The organism is Microbacterium fluvii (genome assembly GCF_025515205.1).
Classification (GTDB): domain Bacteria; phylum Actinomycetota; class Actinomycetes; order Actinomycetales; family Microbacteriaceae; genus Microbacterium; species Microbacterium fluvii.
Genome location: NZ_JAOPFX010000001.1, coordinates 622,601 through 638,550, shown reverse-complemented (window position 1 = coordinate 638,550; position 15,950 = coordinate 622,601). Strand labels below are relative to the sequence as shown.

At 70.8% G+C, this 15,950-nt stretch carries 12 protein-coding genes and 1 tRNA gene; 5 read left to right on the top strand and 8 right to left on the bottom strand.

Annotated elements, in window-relative coordinates:
• Position 1 precedes the first annotated feature (1 nt).
• The 5 genes from OAW74_RS02825 to OAW74_RS02805 all read right to left on the bottom strand — a co-directional run bounded on the left by OAW74_RS02825 (position 2) and on the right by OAW74_RS02805 (position 6,178).
• A complete protein-coding gene (locus tag OAW74_RS02825; protein ID WP_262872816.1) occupies positions 2–1,318 on the bottom strand; it encodes a homoserine dehydrogenase in 1,317 nt (438 codons plus the stop codon).
• A complete protein-coding gene (lysA, locus tag OAW74_RS02820) occupies positions 1,315–2,727 on the bottom strand; it encodes a diaminopimelate decarboxylase (protein ID WP_262872815.1) in 1,413 nt (470 codons plus the stop codon). The genes OAW74_RS02825 and lysA overlap by 4 nt, the downstream gene beginning before the upstream one ends.
• Positions 2,728–2,874: 147 nt before the next feature.
• Positions 2,875–3,639 carry an LmeA family phospholipid-binding protein gene (locus tag OAW74_RS02815; RefSeq protein ID WP_262872814.1) on the bottom strand — a complete coding sequence of 255 codons (765 nt, stop codon included), beginning with the start codon at positions 3,637–3,639 and terminating at the stop codon, positions 2,875–2,877.
• Positions 3,640–3,641: 2 nt separating this feature from the next.
• A complete protein-coding gene (gene argS / locus OAW74_RS02810) occupies positions 3,642–5,309 on the bottom strand; it encodes an arginine--tRNA ligase (RefSeq protein WP_262872813.1) in 1,668 nt (555 codons plus the stop codon).
• A 44-nt stretch (positions 5,310–5,353) separates the two neighbouring features.
• Complete coding sequence (locus tag OAW74_RS02805; RefSeq protein ID WP_262872812.1) at positions 5,354–6,178, bottom strand: transglutaminase-like domain-containing protein; 825 nt, start codon at positions 6,176–6,178, stop codon at positions 5,354–5,356.
• 136 nt (positions 6,179–6,314) lie between these two features.
• Between OAW74_RS02805 and OAW74_RS02800 the strand changes: the two genes are divergently transcribed.
• From OAW74_RS02800 to OAW74_RS02785, 4 genes are all read left to right on the top strand, one after another.
• Positions 6,315–6,387 (top strand) — tRNA-Arg (locus tag OAW74_RS02800).
• Positions 6,388–6,515: 128 nt separating this feature from the next.
• Entirely contained in the window at positions 6,516–7,274 is a 759-nt protein-coding gene (locus OAW74_RS02795) for a hypothetical protein (RefSeq protein ID WP_262872811.1), read from the top strand.
• Positions 7,275–7,357: 83 nt separating this feature from the next.
• Positions 7,358–9,418: a hypothetical protein gene (locus OAW74_RS02790; RefSeq protein WP_262872810.1), complete on the top strand. Its 2,061-nt coding sequence runs from the start codon at positions 7,358–7,360 to the stop codon at positions 9,416–9,418.
• Positions 9,419–9,423: 5 nt separating this feature from the next.
• Positions 9,424–10,938: a cellulase family glycosylhydrolase gene (locus OAW74_RS02785; protein ID WP_262873907.1), complete on the top strand. Its 1,515-nt coding sequence runs from the start codon at positions 9,424–9,426 to the stop codon at positions 10,936–10,938.
• A 236-nt stretch (positions 10,939–11,174) separates the two neighbouring features.
• Here OAW74_RS02785 and OAW74_RS02780 read toward each other — a convergent pair whose 3' ends face one another.
• The 3 genes from OAW74_RS02780 to OAW74_RS02770 all read right to left on the bottom strand — a co-directional run bounded on the left by OAW74_RS02780 (position 11,175) and on the right by OAW74_RS02770 (position 13,693).
• A complete protein-coding gene (locus OAW74_RS02780) occupies positions 11,175–12,047 on the bottom strand; it encodes a CPBP family intramembrane glutamic endopeptidase (RefSeq protein WP_262872809.1) in 873 nt (290 codons plus the stop codon).
• Positions 12,048–12,071: 24 nt separating this feature from the next.
• Positions 12,072–12,731 carry a tRNA (guanosine(46)-N7)-methyltransferase TrmB gene (gene trmB / locus OAW74_RS02775; RefSeq protein ID WP_262873906.1) on the bottom strand — a complete coding sequence of 220 codons (660 nt, stop codon included), beginning with the start codon at positions 12,729–12,731 and terminating at the stop codon, positions 12,072–12,074.
• A gap of 119 nt (positions 12,732–12,850) precedes the next feature.
• On the bottom strand, positions 12,851–13,693 hold the full coding sequence (locus tag OAW74_RS02770) for a DUF3097 domain-containing protein (protein ID WP_262872808.1): 843 nt from the start codon (positions 13,691–13,693) through the stop codon (positions 12,851–12,853).
• Positions 13,694–13,873: 180 nt separating this feature from the next.
• Between OAW74_RS02770 and OAW74_RS02765 the strand changes: the two genes are divergently transcribed.
• The gene (locus OAW74_RS02765; protein WP_262872807.1) at positions 13,874–15,898 is read left to right on the top strand and encodes a TPM domain-containing protein; all 2,025 of its coding nucleotides are present in this window, start codon (positions 13,874–13,876) and stop codon (positions 15,896–15,898) included.
• Positions 15,899–15,950 lie beyond the last annotated feature (52 nt).

Genomic DNA, 15,950 nt, shown 5'->3' with positions numbered 1-15,950 from the left:
CTCAATCTCCTTCTACACGCAACACCGAGACGACGCGTTCGACCACGCCGCTCGCCGCGAGCCGTTCGACGGTCTCGCTGAGGTCCTGTTCCCGCGCCCGGTGGGTGCCGATGACGAGGCGGGCGACACCGGGGTGGCCGTTCGCCTCCGCCACCACGGTCTGCTCGAGGGTCGCGACCGACACGCGTCCGTCGCTGAGGATGCCGGCGACCGTGGCCAGCACGCCGGGCCGGTCGTCGACTTCGAGCGTGATCTGGTAGCGGGTCGTGACGTGCCCGATCGGCACGACGGGAAGGTTCGCCCTCGTCGACTCCCCCACCCCGACGCCACCGGCGATGTGACGCCGAGCGGCCGAGACGACGTCGCCGAGCACGGCCGACGCGGTCTGCACGCCGCCGGCGCCGGCGCCGTAGAACATGAGGTTTCCGGCGGCCTCCGCCTGCACGAACACGGCGTTGTTGGCGCCGTGCACGCTCGCCAGCGGATGCGTGCGGGGAACCAGCGCCGGATAGACGCGCACCGAGATCGCCTCGGTCGCCGCATCCGTCGTCAGCCGCTCGCACACCGCGAGGAGCTTGATGACATAGCCCGCGTGGCGGGCGGCATCCATCATCGCCTTGTCGACCTGCGTGATGCCCTCGCGGTGCACCGCGTCCAGCGGCACCGAGGTGTGGAAGGCGAGCGAGGCGAGGATCGCGGCCTTCTGCGCCGCGTCGTAGCCCTCGACGTCGGCCGTCGGGTCGGCTTCGGCGTAGCCGAGCGCCTGCGCGTCGGCCAGCACGTCGGCGAACTCGGCGCCCTCGGTGTCCATGCGGTCGAGGATGTAGTTGGTCGTGCCGTTGACGATGCCCATGATGCGCACGACCCGGTCGCCGGCGAGCGAGTCGCGCAGCGGGCGGATGATCGGGATGGCGCCGGCGGCGGCGGCCTCGTAGTACACCGAGGCGCCCACCTGGTCGGCGGCATCGAAGATCTCGCTGCCGTGGGTGGCCAGGAGGGCCTTGTTGGCCGTCACGACATCGGCGCCGGAATTCAGCGCCTGCAGGATGTAGGTGCGCGCCGGCTCGATGCCGCCCATGAGCTCGATGACGATGTCGGAGCCGACGATCAGGGTCTCGGCGTCGGTCGTGAACAGCTCGCGGGGCAGGTCTGCCTCGCGCGGGGCGTCGACGTCGCGCACGGCGATGCCGGCGAGCTCCAGCCGCGCCTCGGCGCGGTCGGCGAGCTCGTCGGCGTGCCGGCGCAGCAGCGCGGCCACCTGCGAGCCCACGGCTCCGGCTCCGAGCAGCGCCACCCGCAGGGTGCGGTAGTCGGTCACATCTCCCCTTCCGTCGCGGCGCCCGGATCGCGGGCGAGCAGATCGTCGATCGTCTCGCCGCGCACGATGACGCGCGCCTTGCCCCCTCGCACCGCCACGACGGGCGGACGGGGGACGTGGTTGTAGTTCGACGCGAGCGAGAAGCAGTAGGCCCCCGTCGCGGGAACGGCCAGCAGGTCGCCGGGGGCGACATCGGCCGGCAGATACTCGTGGTCGACCACGATGTCGCCCGACTCGCAGTGCCTGCCCACCACCCGGACGAGCGCCGGATCGGCGTCGGAGGTGCGCGAGGCGATGCGCGCCGAGAACTCGGCGCCGTAGAGGGCGGGTCGGGCGTTGTCGCTCATGCCCCCGTCGACGCTGACATAGAGCCGGTCGCCCGCCTCGCCCAGGTGCACCGGCTTGGTCGTGCCGACCTCGTAGAGGGTGACGCCGGCCTGGCCGACGATCGAGCGGCCGGGTTCGAAGGCGAGGTTCGGGAGCGGGATGCCGCGCACCTCGCACTCACGGGCGACGGCGTCGACGATGCCGACGGCCAGCTGCTCGATCGGGGTCGGGTCATCGACGGAGGTGTAGGCGATGCCGAAGCCGCCGCCGAGGTTGAGCACGGGGATCTCACCGCCGGCGAGCAGCTCGGCATGGAGGTCGACCACGCGCGCGGCCGACTCGGCGAAGCCGGCGACGCCGAAGATCTGCGAGCCGATGTGGCAGTGCAGTCCCACGAAACGCAGCGACGGCACTTCGCGGATGCGGGCGACCACCACGCGGGCCTCGTCGAGGGTGAAGCCGAATTTCTGGTCTTCGTGTGCGGTCGCGAGGAAGTCGTGGGTCTCGGCGTGCACGCCGCTGTTGACCCGCACGAGCACCGGCTGCACGACGCCGCGGCGCTCGGCGATCGCGGCGAGGCGCTCCAGCTCGATCGCGCTGTCGAGCACGATCGAGCCGATGCCGACCTCGACGGCGCGTTCGAGCTCTGCGACCGACTTGTTGTTGCCGTGGAAGCCGAGGCGCTCGGGGGCGGCACCGCCCGCCAGCGCGACGGCGAGCTCTCCCCCGGTGCACACGTCGACGGCGAGGCCCTCGTCGGTGACCCAGCGCACGACCTCGGTGCACAGGAACGCCTTTCCGGCGTAGTACACCCGCGCCTGCACGCCGTGCGCCTCGGCCGCCGAGCGGAAGGCCGCGAGCGTGCGGCGGGCGTGGGCGCGCACGTCGTCTTCGTCGACGACGTACAGCGGCGTGCCGTAGGCCGCACGCAGATCATCTGCCGCCACGCCGCCGAGCGACAGCATCCCGTCTCCGTCGCGTTCCGCCGACGCCGGCCACACGGCGGGCGGCAGCGCATTCGCATCGGCGGGCACGGCGAGCCATGCGGGTGCCAGAGGCTGGTCGGGTGAGGGGGCGGACACGAGAGAGCCAATCGGTGGATGCTTCGGCGCGCTGCCGCGGGACGAGCCCCCGGCGAAGCGCCTGCCGCGACCGGTGGACCCACGCGCCGGGCAGTACTGGCAGTCTAGGGCACACCGCCGAGAGTGCTCGGCTGCATGACGGCCCGTTCAGGCGCAGGTTCCTGGCTGCTGCAGGTCGGGGTCGACCGCGATGCCGCCGGCCAGATCGAACCCCGCCACGAGCGCATCGCCCGAGACCTCGACCGAGGTGAGGGTGGCGCCCGCCGGCAGGTACTCGGCGATGCAGACGGTCCAATCACGCAGCACCGCGTCGGCGAGCGCCCCGAAGCGACCGCGCAGATCGTCGGCGCTGATCTCGGCACCGCCGAGCTCGAGCGATGCGGGCGTGAGCACGATGTCACCGGCGTCGGCGCTCGGGGTCACGGCGACGCCGACCGGAATGCTGAGACCGAAGGGGCTGAGCTCGGTCGAGAAGGTCACGTCGGGTGCGGCGAGCCCGAGGCTCTCAGCCGGGAACCCGTCGACGCGCGACATGAGCTGACGCACCTGGGTCTCGTCCAGGGCGATGGTGGCGCTGCCGGCGCCGATCTCGCCCCCGCGCACCGGCACGTCGGTCAGCGACACGCTCACATCGCCGGTAAGCCCGTCGAGCGTGACGTCGTCGGAGGCGATGTGCACCTCGGTCAGCGTGCCGCCGATCAGCTGAGGGAGCACGCTGCCCTCCACGCCCACATCGATCTGCTGGTCGGCGGGCAGCGAGAGCTCGGTGACGACCGTCTCGCGGATCGTGCGGGTGACGAGGTCGCGGGCGATCGCCTCGCCGACGAACCACGCGACGACGGCCAGCACCGCGACGATCGCGACGCCCACCAGCCACGGCCAGACGCGACGACGGCGAGTGGGCGCGCTCATCGCTACATCCGCTCCGGTGCGCTCACGCCCAGCAGGTCCAGGCCGTTGCGCAGCACCTGGCCCGTGGCGTCGTTGAGCCACAGCCGCGTGCGGTGCAGGTCTTCGACCGGCTCGTCGCCGAGCGGGATGACGCGGCAGTTGTCGTACCAGCGGTGGTAGAGGCCCGCGAGCTCTTCGAGGTAGCGCGCGACGCGGTGGGGCTCGCGCACCTCCGCGGCGAAGGCCACGGTGCGCGGGAACTCCTGCAGCGCCCCCAGCAGCGCCGACTCGGTCTCGTGGGTGAGCAGCTCGGGGGCGAACGCGCTGCGGTCGACCCCCGACTGGGCGGCGTTGCGGGCCACGTTGTGCGTGCGCGCGTGCGCGTACTGCACATAGAAGACGGGGTTGTCGTTGGTGCGCTTGCGCAGGATCTCGGGATCGAGGGTCAGCGGCGAGTCGGCGGGGTAGCGCGCGAGCGAGTAGCGCAGCGCATCGGTGCCGATCCAGTCGCGCAGGTCGTCGAGCTCGATGATGTTGCCGGCGCGCTTGCTCAGCCGTGCGCCGTTGACCGACACGAGCTGGCCGATCAGCACCTCGATGTCCTTCTCCGGATCGTCGCCGGCGGCACCGGCGAGCGCCTTGAGGCGATGCACGTAGCCGTGGTGGTCGGCGCCGAGCAGGTAGATCTTGTGCGCGAAGCCGCGGTCGCCCTTGTTGAGGTAGTAGGCGGCGTCGGCGGCGAAGTAGGTGTACTCGCCGTTGGAGCGGCGGATGACACGGTCTTTGTCATCGCCGAAGTCGGTGGTGCGCACCCACACGGCGCCCTCGTCGTCGAAGACGTGCCCCTGCTCGCGCAGGCGCTCGACGGCTTCGTCGACAAGGCTCGGCTCGTCGTGCTCCCCCCGCGCGTGCAGCACACGCTCGCTGAAGAACACATCGAAGTGCACGTTGAACTTCTCCAGCGACGCCTGAAGGTCCCCCAGCTGCAGCTCGTAGGCGCGGTCGCGGGCGATGACGAGCTGCTCGTCGGCGGTCTTGTGGAGCAGGTCGGGCACGGCGGCCGTCACGCGCTGCGCGAGATCGTCGATGTACGAGCCCGGGTACCCGTCTTCCGGCGTCGGCTCGCCCTTGACGGCGGCGAGCACCGAACGGCCGAAGCGGTCCATCTGCGCGCCGGCGTCGTTGACATAGAACTCGCGCACGAGCGTGGCGCCGCTGGCCAGCAGCAGGCGCGCCATCGCGTCGCCCAGGGCCGCCCACCGCGTGTGGCCGATGTGCATCGGGCCGGTGGGGTTCGCGCTGACGAACTCGAGGTTGATCGTGTTGCCGCGCTGCGACTCGTTGGAGCCGAAGGCCGCTCCCGAATCGACGATGGACTTCGCCAGAGCGCCCGCGGCGGCGGCGTCCAGGCGGATGTTGATGAAGCCGGGACCTGCGACCTCGACGCTCGCGACGCCGTCGACCTGCTCGAGGCCCGCGGCGATCTCGGCGGCGAACTCCCGGGGGTTCGCGCCGACCGCCTTGGCGAGCTTGAGGGCTGCGTTGGAGGCCCAATCGCCGTGGTCGCGGTTCTTGGGGCGCTCGAGCGGCAGATCGGATGCCGTGAGCCCTGCCGTGGAGCCGGCTCGTCGGGCCTCGGCCAGAGGTGTGACGACGTCGAGCAGGGCGAGGGAGAGGGCTTCTGGATCCATAGCCCGTCAAGTCTAGTTGCGGAGCCTGCGCCCGCCCTGCGTGCTCAGGCGATCTGCACGAGCAGGGTCGGGTCGTCTTCGAGGGGCGCAGCGGCCTCGAGGTCGGCCGCGGCATCCGGCACGGTCCATGCGTCCACGCGCATGTGCTGAAGGCCCACGTACCCGCCGTGGTAGCTGAGGAACGCGCAGTCGGCGGCATCCCTCCCGGTCGCGATGCGCACGAGCGAGCGGCGGTCGGCCAGGCGCGTCGCGTCGATGACGTACCAGGCCCCGTCGAAGTAGGCCTCGGCGACGGCGTGGAAGTCCATCGGTCGAAGACCGGGGGCGTAGCAGGCCGCGTAACGGGCGGGCATGTCCATGGCCCTCAGCAGCGCGATCACGACGTGCGCGTAGTCGCGGCAGACGCCCTGGCCCGTCATGAGGGTCGTCACGGCGCTGTCGGTGCCCTGGCTGAGCCCCGGGGTGTAGGTCGTGCTCGCCGCGACGAAGTCGGAGACCGCCTGGATGAGGTCGACCCCGTGCAGCCCCTTGAACTGCCGGCGGGCCTGGCTGAACACCTCGTCGGACTGGCAGTAGCGGCTGGGACGCAGGTAGGTGATGGCCTCGAGGTCGCTCGTGCGGCTGGCGGGGGCGAGTCCGTCGACGGTCGCCTCGTAGCGCATCTGCAGCGTGCCGGCCTCACCCGTGAGGCGGTGCAGGCGGGTGCCGGACTGGTCGACGATCTCGGTCGGGGTGTACACGCGGTCGCCCTGCGTGAAGGTCAGCGACTCCGCCGTCATGGGCACATGCTGGGCCGCGGCGATCTGGAAGATGAGGTCGACGGACGCCCCCAGTTCGAGGTCGAGTTCGGCGGTCACGATGCGCTGCACCGCAGTATCCTCGCACGCCGCCGACGCTGCGCCGAAGCGGTTGTGCAGGGCCTCCAGCGCCACGCCGATGCGGGGCCCGCCGCGCTGTGGTCGGCGTCGGATCCGGGGTGCGAGCGGTGATACCCTCGATCGGTACGCCTCCGTAGCTCAGGGGATAGAGCGTTGGTTTCCGGTACCAAAGGTCGCAGGTTCGATTCCTGTCGGGGGCACAGCGCGTGCACGAGGAACAGGCCGGCGCCGACCTTCGGGTCGGCCCTGGCCCGTTCTCCGGGTGCCGCCGTCGATGAGGTAGACATAGGTCACGAGCAGTCCCTTCACCGACGAAAGGCTGAGCCCCATGAGAGCCGCACGCTTCTTCGCGATCGCCGCTGCTGCGGTCATGATCGTCGCCGCGCCCGTCTCCGCGTACGCCGCGGATAGCCAACCCACCATCCGCACCGGCGATTACCGGGTGCCGACCCACGGCGTCATCCAAGGCGACCTGATCGTCAGAGACGGCACCGCCATCGTCCCCAGTTCGGCGAGGATCAACGGCGACCTCATCGTCCAGAACGGATCCGTGAGGGTATTCGGGACGGTCTCCGGCGACGTCCGCAAATACGGAACCGGCGGTGTCCTCATCGGCACGGACGGCACGGTCTTCGGCTCGGTCGCCGACGCGGGTGACGGAAACGTCTCCATCAGCGGCCGGGTCATGGGCCACGTCGCCGAGAAGCTCGCCGGCGACGTCATCGTCCGCGGGTACGCCGGCAGTGTCACCGAGTCGCACGATCGCTCCGGCGCCTTCTCCGGCAGGATCCGCATCTACGGCGAGGTTCCGGGCGCGGTGAAGGACTTCGACGCCGGGGGCGTGATCCTCGAGCGCAGCGCCGAAGTCGGAAGCGTCGTCGAGTACGGCGCGGGATCGATCCTCGTCCGCGGCCTCGTGGAAGGGAACGTGCGGGAGACATCGGACGGCGACGTGCTCGTCTACGAGTACGGGGCTGTCCTCGGGAACGTCGTCGAATCCGAAGCGGGCAACGTCGTGATCTACGACGGCGCGCAGATCGACGGGAAGAGCGTGGAGAAGGGCTGGGGCTCGATCATCATGCGTTGAGGCGGTGCCGACCGCTCTCGCGGATAGGGTGCCACCGCACGCCGTGCGCGCAGCAGACGCTCAGATACGCCATGCTGTCACTCGTGACCCCCCGTCTCGCCCGCCCCGCTGCGTGGGCCGCCGCCATCGCGCTCGCCCTCTCGTCGTTCGTCGCGCCCTCGGCGACTGCCGCGACTCCCGATCTGCCCTCCGAGACCGCCCTCGAGGGCGTGCTGCAGGTGCTGCCGGATGAGACAGGGCTCGGTCACGCCGACACCGGGACTCCGACAGGCGACACCGTCGTGCTGGTCACCGACGACGGCACCCGGGTGGAGCTGGTCGGCGAGCCGGTGCAGCATGCCGTCTCGGGCGACAGGTTCGAGGGCGTGGTCGAAGTCACCGACGCCATCGCCCAGGCGATCGACGGCGACCCCGATGAGGCCGCGCTGGGCTCGGTCGTCGCCGAGGCGAGCGAGGCGCTCGACACCCCGCTCGAGGTGGTCGAGGCGGAGCTGACGCCGACCGTGCAGGCGGCGGCCGCTGCCGCCGCGCACACGGTGGACGTCATGTACCTCGCACCGGCGGGATCGGCGGTGCCGACAGCATCCGCGATCGACGCCGCGATCGCCCGGCTCAGCGAGTACTGGTCGTCCCAGTCAGACGGACAGATCGCCCAGGTGACCCGCGCGTCCGACGTGAAGTACGCCACGATGTCGAAGGCCGCGGGCCTGTGCGATCCCGACACCACCTGGATCTACGCCGCGGGAGAGGCAGGCTTCGATCGCACGGGGCCGAGCGAAGACCCCGACTCGTACTACTGGGCAGGAGGACACGCAGCCCACCTCGTCGTGCTCGTGCCCGACAGCGTCTGCACGGTGGGCTCGGGTCTCGGGACGGTGGGCTCCGTGCACGCCGGCGGCGTGACCTGGTCGTCGGTCGCCGCCGACCCGCTCGACTGGGATCTCGTGCTCTTCCACGAGTTCGGCCACAACCTGGGCCTCGGTCACTCGAACGTCACCGAATGCCCCCTGCCGACGATCGACGGCACGGGCTGCACGCAGCGCGAGTACTACGACTTCTACGACGTCATGGGCGGCGGCATCAGCTACAACAACGGCCTCTTCACCAACACGCGCAACGTCGGGGCCCTGAACGTGTCGCAGAAGGCGAACCTCGGGGCGCTCACCCTCACCGGCGCCGACCCGTCGCTGATCACGGTGACGGCGGCTGCCGGGAGCACGCAGCGATTCACGCTGCAGCGCGCAAGCGCCGACTCGGGGCTGCGCGGACTCGACGTCGTCGATCAGGGCACCGGCGCGCACCTCTATGTCGAGTACCGCTCCGGCACGGGGCGCGATGCCGCGTCGTTCTACACGACGATCAGCCCGTATGTGGCGACCTACTCCCCCGGCGTGCGCGTGCTCAAGCTCGTGCGGTGCGTCCCTGGCGCGGCCAGCTGCGCCGGCGCGGCGTCGACCGTGCTGCGCAACAGCGAGAACGGACGGCTCTCGTACGCGGCCGGCGAGGTCTTCACCTCACAGGAGAGCACTCTGCCGGGTGCCCGCATCGAGGTCGTCTCGACCGACGGAGACGCCGCCGTGGTCGACGTCAGCTTCGACGAGCGCTCCCGCACCCTCACCACCGCGACGCCCACCGTCTCGGGCACCGCGAAGGTCGGCCTGAAGCTCACCGCGAAGCCCGGCACCTGGAGCATCGGGACAGCCCTGTCGTACCGCTGGTACGTGGGCGGCACCGCCGTCTCAGGGGCGACCAAATCGACCTTCACCCCGACCGCCTCCCACGCGGGCAAGACCGTGACGGTGAAGGTCACCGGCAAGAGAGCCGGCTTCACGACAGCCTCGACGACCTCGAAGGCGACCGCCAAGGTCGCCAAGGCCTCCACGCTGAAGAAGGCGACGCCCAAGATCTCGGGCACCGTCAAGGTCGGCAAGAAGCTCACCGCCAAGCCCGGCGCCTGGACCAGCGGCACGACCTTCACCTACCAGTGGTACGTCGGCGGCAAGGCCGTGTCGAAGGCGACGAAGTCGACCTTCACGCTGCGCAGCTCCGACAAGGGGAAGACGGTGAAGGTGAAGGTCACCGGAAAGAAGGCCGGGTACACGACGGCATCGAAGGTCTCGACCTCGACGAGCCGTGTGAAGTGAGCACCATGATGAGGCGGATGCTGTCGGCGCTCGTCGCCGTCGCACTCGTGCTGGGCATCTCCCTCGCTGCCGCCGCCCCCGCGCAGGCGGACACCCCCGGGTGGCTCTCGACGAAGGGGGCACGGGTGGTGACGGCATCCGGCTCGACCTACACGATCAAGGCGACCGCCTGGTTCGGCATGGAGACGTCGAACTGCGCCCCGCACGGACTGTGGTCGATCTCGCTCGACGCGGGCCTGAAGAAGATCGCCGGGTGGGGGTTCAACACGATCCGGCTGCCGTACTCGAACGAGTGCCTCGACCAGAAGACGACGTCGTCGATCAGCGCGCAGGTGAACCCGAAGCTCGTCTCGCTCACCCCGCTGAAGCTCATGGACACCGTCATCGCCCGCGCCGAGGCGTACGGCTTGAACGTCATCCTCGACCGCCACCGCCCCGACTCGGGCTCGCAGTCCGAACTCTGGTACACGGCGCGGTACAGCGAGAAGACCTGGATCGCCGACTGGAAGATGCTGGCTGCGCGCTACAAGTCCCAGTCGAATGTCATCGGCTTCGACCTGCACAACGAGCCGCACGGGCAGGCGTGCTGGGGCTGCGGCGACAGTAAGCGCGACTGGCGGGCCGCGGCCATCCGGGCCGGCAACGCGATCCACACGGTCAACCCGAAGGTGCTGATCATCGTCGAGGGGGTCGAGCGGGAGCAGGACGGCACCTCGACGTGGTGGGGCGGAGGGCTGCGCGGGGTGAAGACCAAGCCGGTCACCCTGAAGGTCAAGAACAAGGTCGTCTACTCTCCGCACGACTATCCGTCGACCGTCTACGCGCAGTCGTGGTTCGGCGCCTCGAACTATCCGAGCAACCTCGCAGGGGTCTGGGAGAAGAACTGGGGCTACATCCAGACCCAGGGCATCGCCCCGGTGCTCCTGGGAGAATTCGGCACGAAGTACGAGACCTCCAGCGACAAGAAGTGGCTGAAGGCCATCGTGAGCTACCTCAAGAAGAAGGGGATGAGCTTCGCCTACTGGTCGTTCAACCCGAACAGCGGCGACACGGGTGGGCTGCTGAAAGACGACTGGAAGACGGCGCAGTCGGCCAAGCTGACGGCGCTCAAGCCGCTGCTGGGCGCGGGCGCGACGGCGGTGCCCTCGCCCACCGCCACGAAGACCCCGACACCCACGCCATCGGCGACCTCGTCATCGTCGTCGTCGAACGCGGCCGGCGTGAAGGTCTCCTGGCAGACCCAGAGCGCATGGGCCGACGGCTACGTCGCGCAGGTCGCGGTGACCGCACCCCAGGGCGCGAAGTCGTGGTCGCTGACGTGGTCGTCGGCGAAGGCGACCGGCATCGTGAACAGCTGGGGCATGACCTGCAGCGTCGCCAAGGCCGTCATCACCTGCGCGGGCTCGGACTGGGCCGCGACATTGGCCAAGGGCCAGACCGTGAACGTGGGTCTGCAGGTGGCGGCGACCTCGGCACCCACCTCGCCGGCACTCACGATCACGTCGAAGAAGGCGTCGTAACGCGGGCCAGGCGCCCCGCCGCACGCACGAAGATCGCCCCCGGGAAACGGGGCCGAAGCCCACGCCCGGGGGCGATCATCAGGTGCAAGATCGGTCTCTGTGTCGGTTCCCTTGCGGGTTCTTTCGTTTCCGTTCTCCCCTTGCGAGAACGAAGATCCCACCGCGGCCCGACCCGCGTCAAGAGTTCAGCGGCAAGTCACCTCGACGTCATGTTGAACATGAATCTTCGCGGGCGCTCAGGGCGCCGGCACCAGGAACAGGCCGTCGAGCAGTCCGGGGTTGTGCGCGTGCACGAGCACCGCGAAGACCACGGCGTCGAACAGCAGATGCACCGTCACGACGTAGGCCAGCGACCGTGTGCGCAAGAAGATGAACCCCTGCAGCAGCGCGAACGGGATCGTGAGCAGCGGGCCCCAGGCCTGGTACCCCAGCTCCCACAGGAACGAGACGAACACGACCGCCTGCAGCACGTTCGCGACACCGTCGCGGAAGTGCCGGCGCAGCAGCGCGAACACCGTGCAGATGAAGAACAGCTCGTCCCAGATGCCGACCGCCCCGACTCCCACGAACAGCCGCGCGATGAGTTCGGGCGTGTCGACCGTCGGCCAGTTCAGATACACGCCCGAGGTGATGAAGTAGAACGGCAGGATCAGCCAGCCGAGCACCAGCACCGCGGCCAGCCACGTCCACTGGAACAGCGACCAGCGCCCGCCGCCGCGCCACGGGAAGCGGATGGCGTGGTCTCGGTAGACCCACCGCGAGAGCCCGTAGGGCACGGCGACCGCGCCGCCGAGGGCGAGCGCGAACCGCACCATCGCCGCGTTGTCGAGCTCGGCTTTCAGCGGGATCGCGCTGACGACGAGCAGCCCCAGCGCGATCAGCGAGAGGTCGCGCACGAGACTCGGGCGACGAGCGGATGCGGCCGCCACCGGCTCCGCGGCACGCCGCTCGACGAGCCAGGCCCCCAGCATCCCGCCCGCCAGCAGCACCCAGCCCAGCCACGGGATCCGCGCGACGAAGAAGGCGGGCGCGGCCAGACACACGAGCAGTGCCGGCACGACGGATCCAGACCACAGCGGGCGGGAGACGGCGGGCGTGAGGGCGGGCACGTCAGCGGCCGCTCTGCGGGGGCGTCATGAGACGCGACGGTAGGCCAGATCGCGGATCTCGCGGCCCTTGGCGATGCCCTTGCGCTCGAAGGCGGTCATCGTGCGCCCGTCGAAGCGGGGCGCCCACTCCCCCTCGAAGGCGCGCTCGAAGTCATCGGCCGCGTCGAGCACATCGCGCATCTGCAGGGCGTAGTCCTCCCAGTCGGTGGCCAGACGCAGCACACCGTCGGCGCGCAGCGCGGCGGCCGCCTGCGGCGGGAACTCGGGGGCGACCAGGCGCCGCTTGGTGTGCTTCTTCTTGTGCCACGGATCGGGGAAGAACACCCACAGCTCGTCGAGCGAGGCCGCCGGCAGCAGGTGCTGCAGCACCTCGGGGGCGTTGGCCTCCACGAGGCGCAGATTGCGCACGCCGACACGGTCGGCGTCGAGCATCGTGCGGGCAAGCCCGGCCTTGAACACCTCGATCGCGACGAAGTCCGCCTCGGGCCGCGACGAGGCCGCGTGCACGATCGCGTGCCCCTGCCCAGAGCCGATCTCGGCGATGAGCGGCGCGGATCGACCGAAGACGGCGGCGGGCTCGATCACCGACCCCGGGCGGATGCTGGTGGAGGCGGCATCCCGCTGCACGTCGATGACGTAGGAGGGCGCGAGCTCGCTCCATGCACGCTCCTGCCCCTCCGACATGCGGCCGCTGCGCCGGACGAACGAGACGGGGCGATCGCGGAAGCGGCGCTCGGGAGTGGCGGAATCGGGCACGGATCCAGGGTACGGGGCGTTTCGTCTCGGCCGCTTCGCGGCCTCGCTCAACGACCGGTGTCGGCCGTCGTGAAGTCGATGAGCTCTTCGACGCGACCGAGCAGAGCAGGCTCGAGATCGCGGTAGCTGTGCACGCGGGCGAGGATGCGCTGCCAGGCCCGGGCGAGGTCGGCCTGGGTCTCGGCTGGCCAGCCGAAGGCGCGGCACGTGCCGACCTTGATGTCGGTGCCGCGGGGCACCTCGGGCCACCGGGCGATGCCCATCGCCTGCGGAGTGACGCACTGCCACACGTCGACGTAGGGGTGCCCGACGATCTTCAGGTGCGCGCCGTGGCGTCCGGCCAGGATGCGCTGGGCGATCCGGGTCTCCTTTGACCCCGGCACGAGGTGGTCGACGAGCACGCCGTAGCGGCGCTGCGCGCTGGGCGGCTCCTCGTCGAGGGCGGCCTCGAGCAGATCGATGCCCTGCAGGTATTCGACGACGACGCCCTCGGCGCGCAGGTCGTCTCCCCACACCTTCTCGACGAGCTCGGCGTCGTGGCGCCCCTCGACGAAGATGCGGCTCGCACGGGCGACGCGAGCACGCGCATCGGGGGCCGCGAACGAGCCGGATGCCGTGCGCTGCGGGGCGGCGGGGGCCGCGATGGGGGCGGTGAGCACGACGTCGCGTCCGTCGATGAGAAAGCCGGCGCCGAGCGGGAACAGCCGCCGCCTGCCGCCGCGGTCCTCGAGCTCGACGAGCCCCGACGCCACGCCGACCACCGCACCGCAGTAGCCGTCGGCCGCGACCTCGACGACGAGATCGGCGGATGCGGGCACCTTCGGCACCTCGCGGCGCGCGCGTTCGCGCCAGCCTGCGGCCAGCACATCGGTGCCGTAGCGGTCGTCCATCACTCCTCCGAGTCAGCCACCCTAACCTCGCCCGGCGCCCGATCGCGGGAGCGACCCGCGCCCATCGGATTCACACAGCACTTCCCCTGTCGCCGCATGCCGCCCCCTGCATAGACTCGGCACGGGAGCCGTCGTGCTCCGCCGAGATCCGGGCCAGCGGGCCCTGTGGAAGGGGTTCCGATGCGCGCGCGATGGGCAGGGGCGCTCGCGGCGATCATCGTGGCCGCACTCGCCTTCACCTCCCCCGCCGCGTGGGCCACCGCTCCGGTCGCGCTGGGCTCCGGGTACGTCACCGACGAGGTCGGCGCGCTGACCGCCTCCGAGGCCTCCGCCGCGCAGACGCGTCTGACAGACCTGTTCGAGAGCACCGGCAACGACCTGTTCGTCGTCTTCGTCGACGAGTTCACCGACCCCACCAGCAGCCAGGAGTGGGCAGACCAGGTCGCCCTCGACAACGGGCTCGGCGTGACGCAGTACCTGCTCGCCGTCGCCACCACGGGGCGCCAGCTCTACATCTCGGCCGACAGCACAGGGCCCCTCACCGACGACCAGCTGAACGCGATCGAGGCCGAGATCAAGCCGCTGGCCACCGCCGGCGACTGGGCGGGAATGATCGAGACCGCGGCCGACTCGTTCGAGACCTCCTCGGGCGGCTCCCACCTCGACGACCCCGGCTCCGGGAGCAGCATCGGCGGCTTCCTGATCTTCGTCGTGCTGGCCGCGATCGCCGTCGTCGTCATCTGGCTCATCGTGCGCGCGCGGCGCCGCAAGCGCGGCCAGGGGCAGGTCGCAGGCTCGACACCTGCGACGGGGCTCGAGGCCCTCGGCACGAAGGAGCTCGCGAGGCGCGCAGCATCCGCCCTCGTTCAGACCGACGACGCCGTCAAGACCAGCGAGGAGGAGCTGGGATTCGCCAAGGCGCAGTTCGGCGACGCCGCGACCGCCGATTTCGAGAAGGCGCTCGCCGACGCCAAGACCGGCCTCGACCAGGCGTTCTCGATCCAGCAGCAGCTCGACGACGGCACGCCCGACAGCGAACAGCAGACGCGGGCGTGGAACGTGCAGATCATCCAGCTGCTCGAGACCGCCAATCGGATGCTCGACGAGAAGGCGGCCGACTTCGACGAGCTGCGCAAGCTCGAGCACGACGCCCCCGCGGCGCTGACGCGCGTGCAGGGGCTGCGCCAGGCCGCCGCCGACGGCATCCAGGCCGCGACCGCGCGCCTGGCCGCCCTCTCCGGCTCGTACGCCCCCGAGGCGCTGTCGACCGTCGCCGACAACCCCGCGCAGGCCCAGGCGCGCATCGCGTTCGCCGACGAGCAGCTGGCGGCGGCGCAGACGGCGATCGGCGCGACGCAGACGGGCGAGGCGGCCGTCGCGATCCGCGCCGCCGAAGAGGCGGTCGACCAGGCCGTGCTGCTCGAGAAGGCCGTCGACAAACTGGCATCGGACCTCGCCGAGGGCGAGCAGAACGCCCGAGCCCTCATCGCCGATCTGCAGGGAGACATCGCCGCGGCCTCAGCCCTCCCCGACCCCGACGGGCGCCTCGCGGCGGTCATCGCCTCGACCCGCCAGCAGGTCGACGCCGCCACGGCGAACCTCTCGGGCACGCAGAAGCGCCCGCTTCTGACCCTGCAGGCGCTGCAGTCGGCCAACACGCAGATCGACACCCTCGTGCAGGGCGTGCGCGACGCACAGGCGCAGGCCCAGCGCAGTCAGCAGATGCTGGGCCAGGTCATGATGCAGGCGCAGGCGCAGGTCTCGACCGCCGAGGACTACATCACCTCGCGCCGCGGCGCGATCGGCGCCACGGCGCGCACGCGCCTCGCCGAGGCAGGCGCCTCGCTGGTCAAGGCCCAGCAGCTGCAGTCCACCGATCCGCAGCAGGCGCTGCAGTACGCCCAGCGCGCCGATCAGCTCGCGGGCCAGGCCATCCAGGCCGCGCAGAACGACGTCGGCGCCTTCGACGGCGGCGGCATGTTCGGCGGCTCTGCCGGTGGATCGTCGGGCGGCGGCGGCATGATGGGCGCCGTGCTCGGCGGCATCGTCATCAACTCCATGCTCTCCGGCGGCGGGCGGGGCGGCGGCAGGGGCGGCATGCTCGGCGGCGGCGGACGCTCCAGCGGCGGGCGAGGCGGCGGCTTCAGCCCCGGCAGCTTCGGCGGCGGCGGCACCAGGGGGCGCCGCGGCGGAGTGCGCTTCTGAGCAGGCGGCCACCGCATCCGCCCCTGAACACAGACCTGAATCACTCATCCGA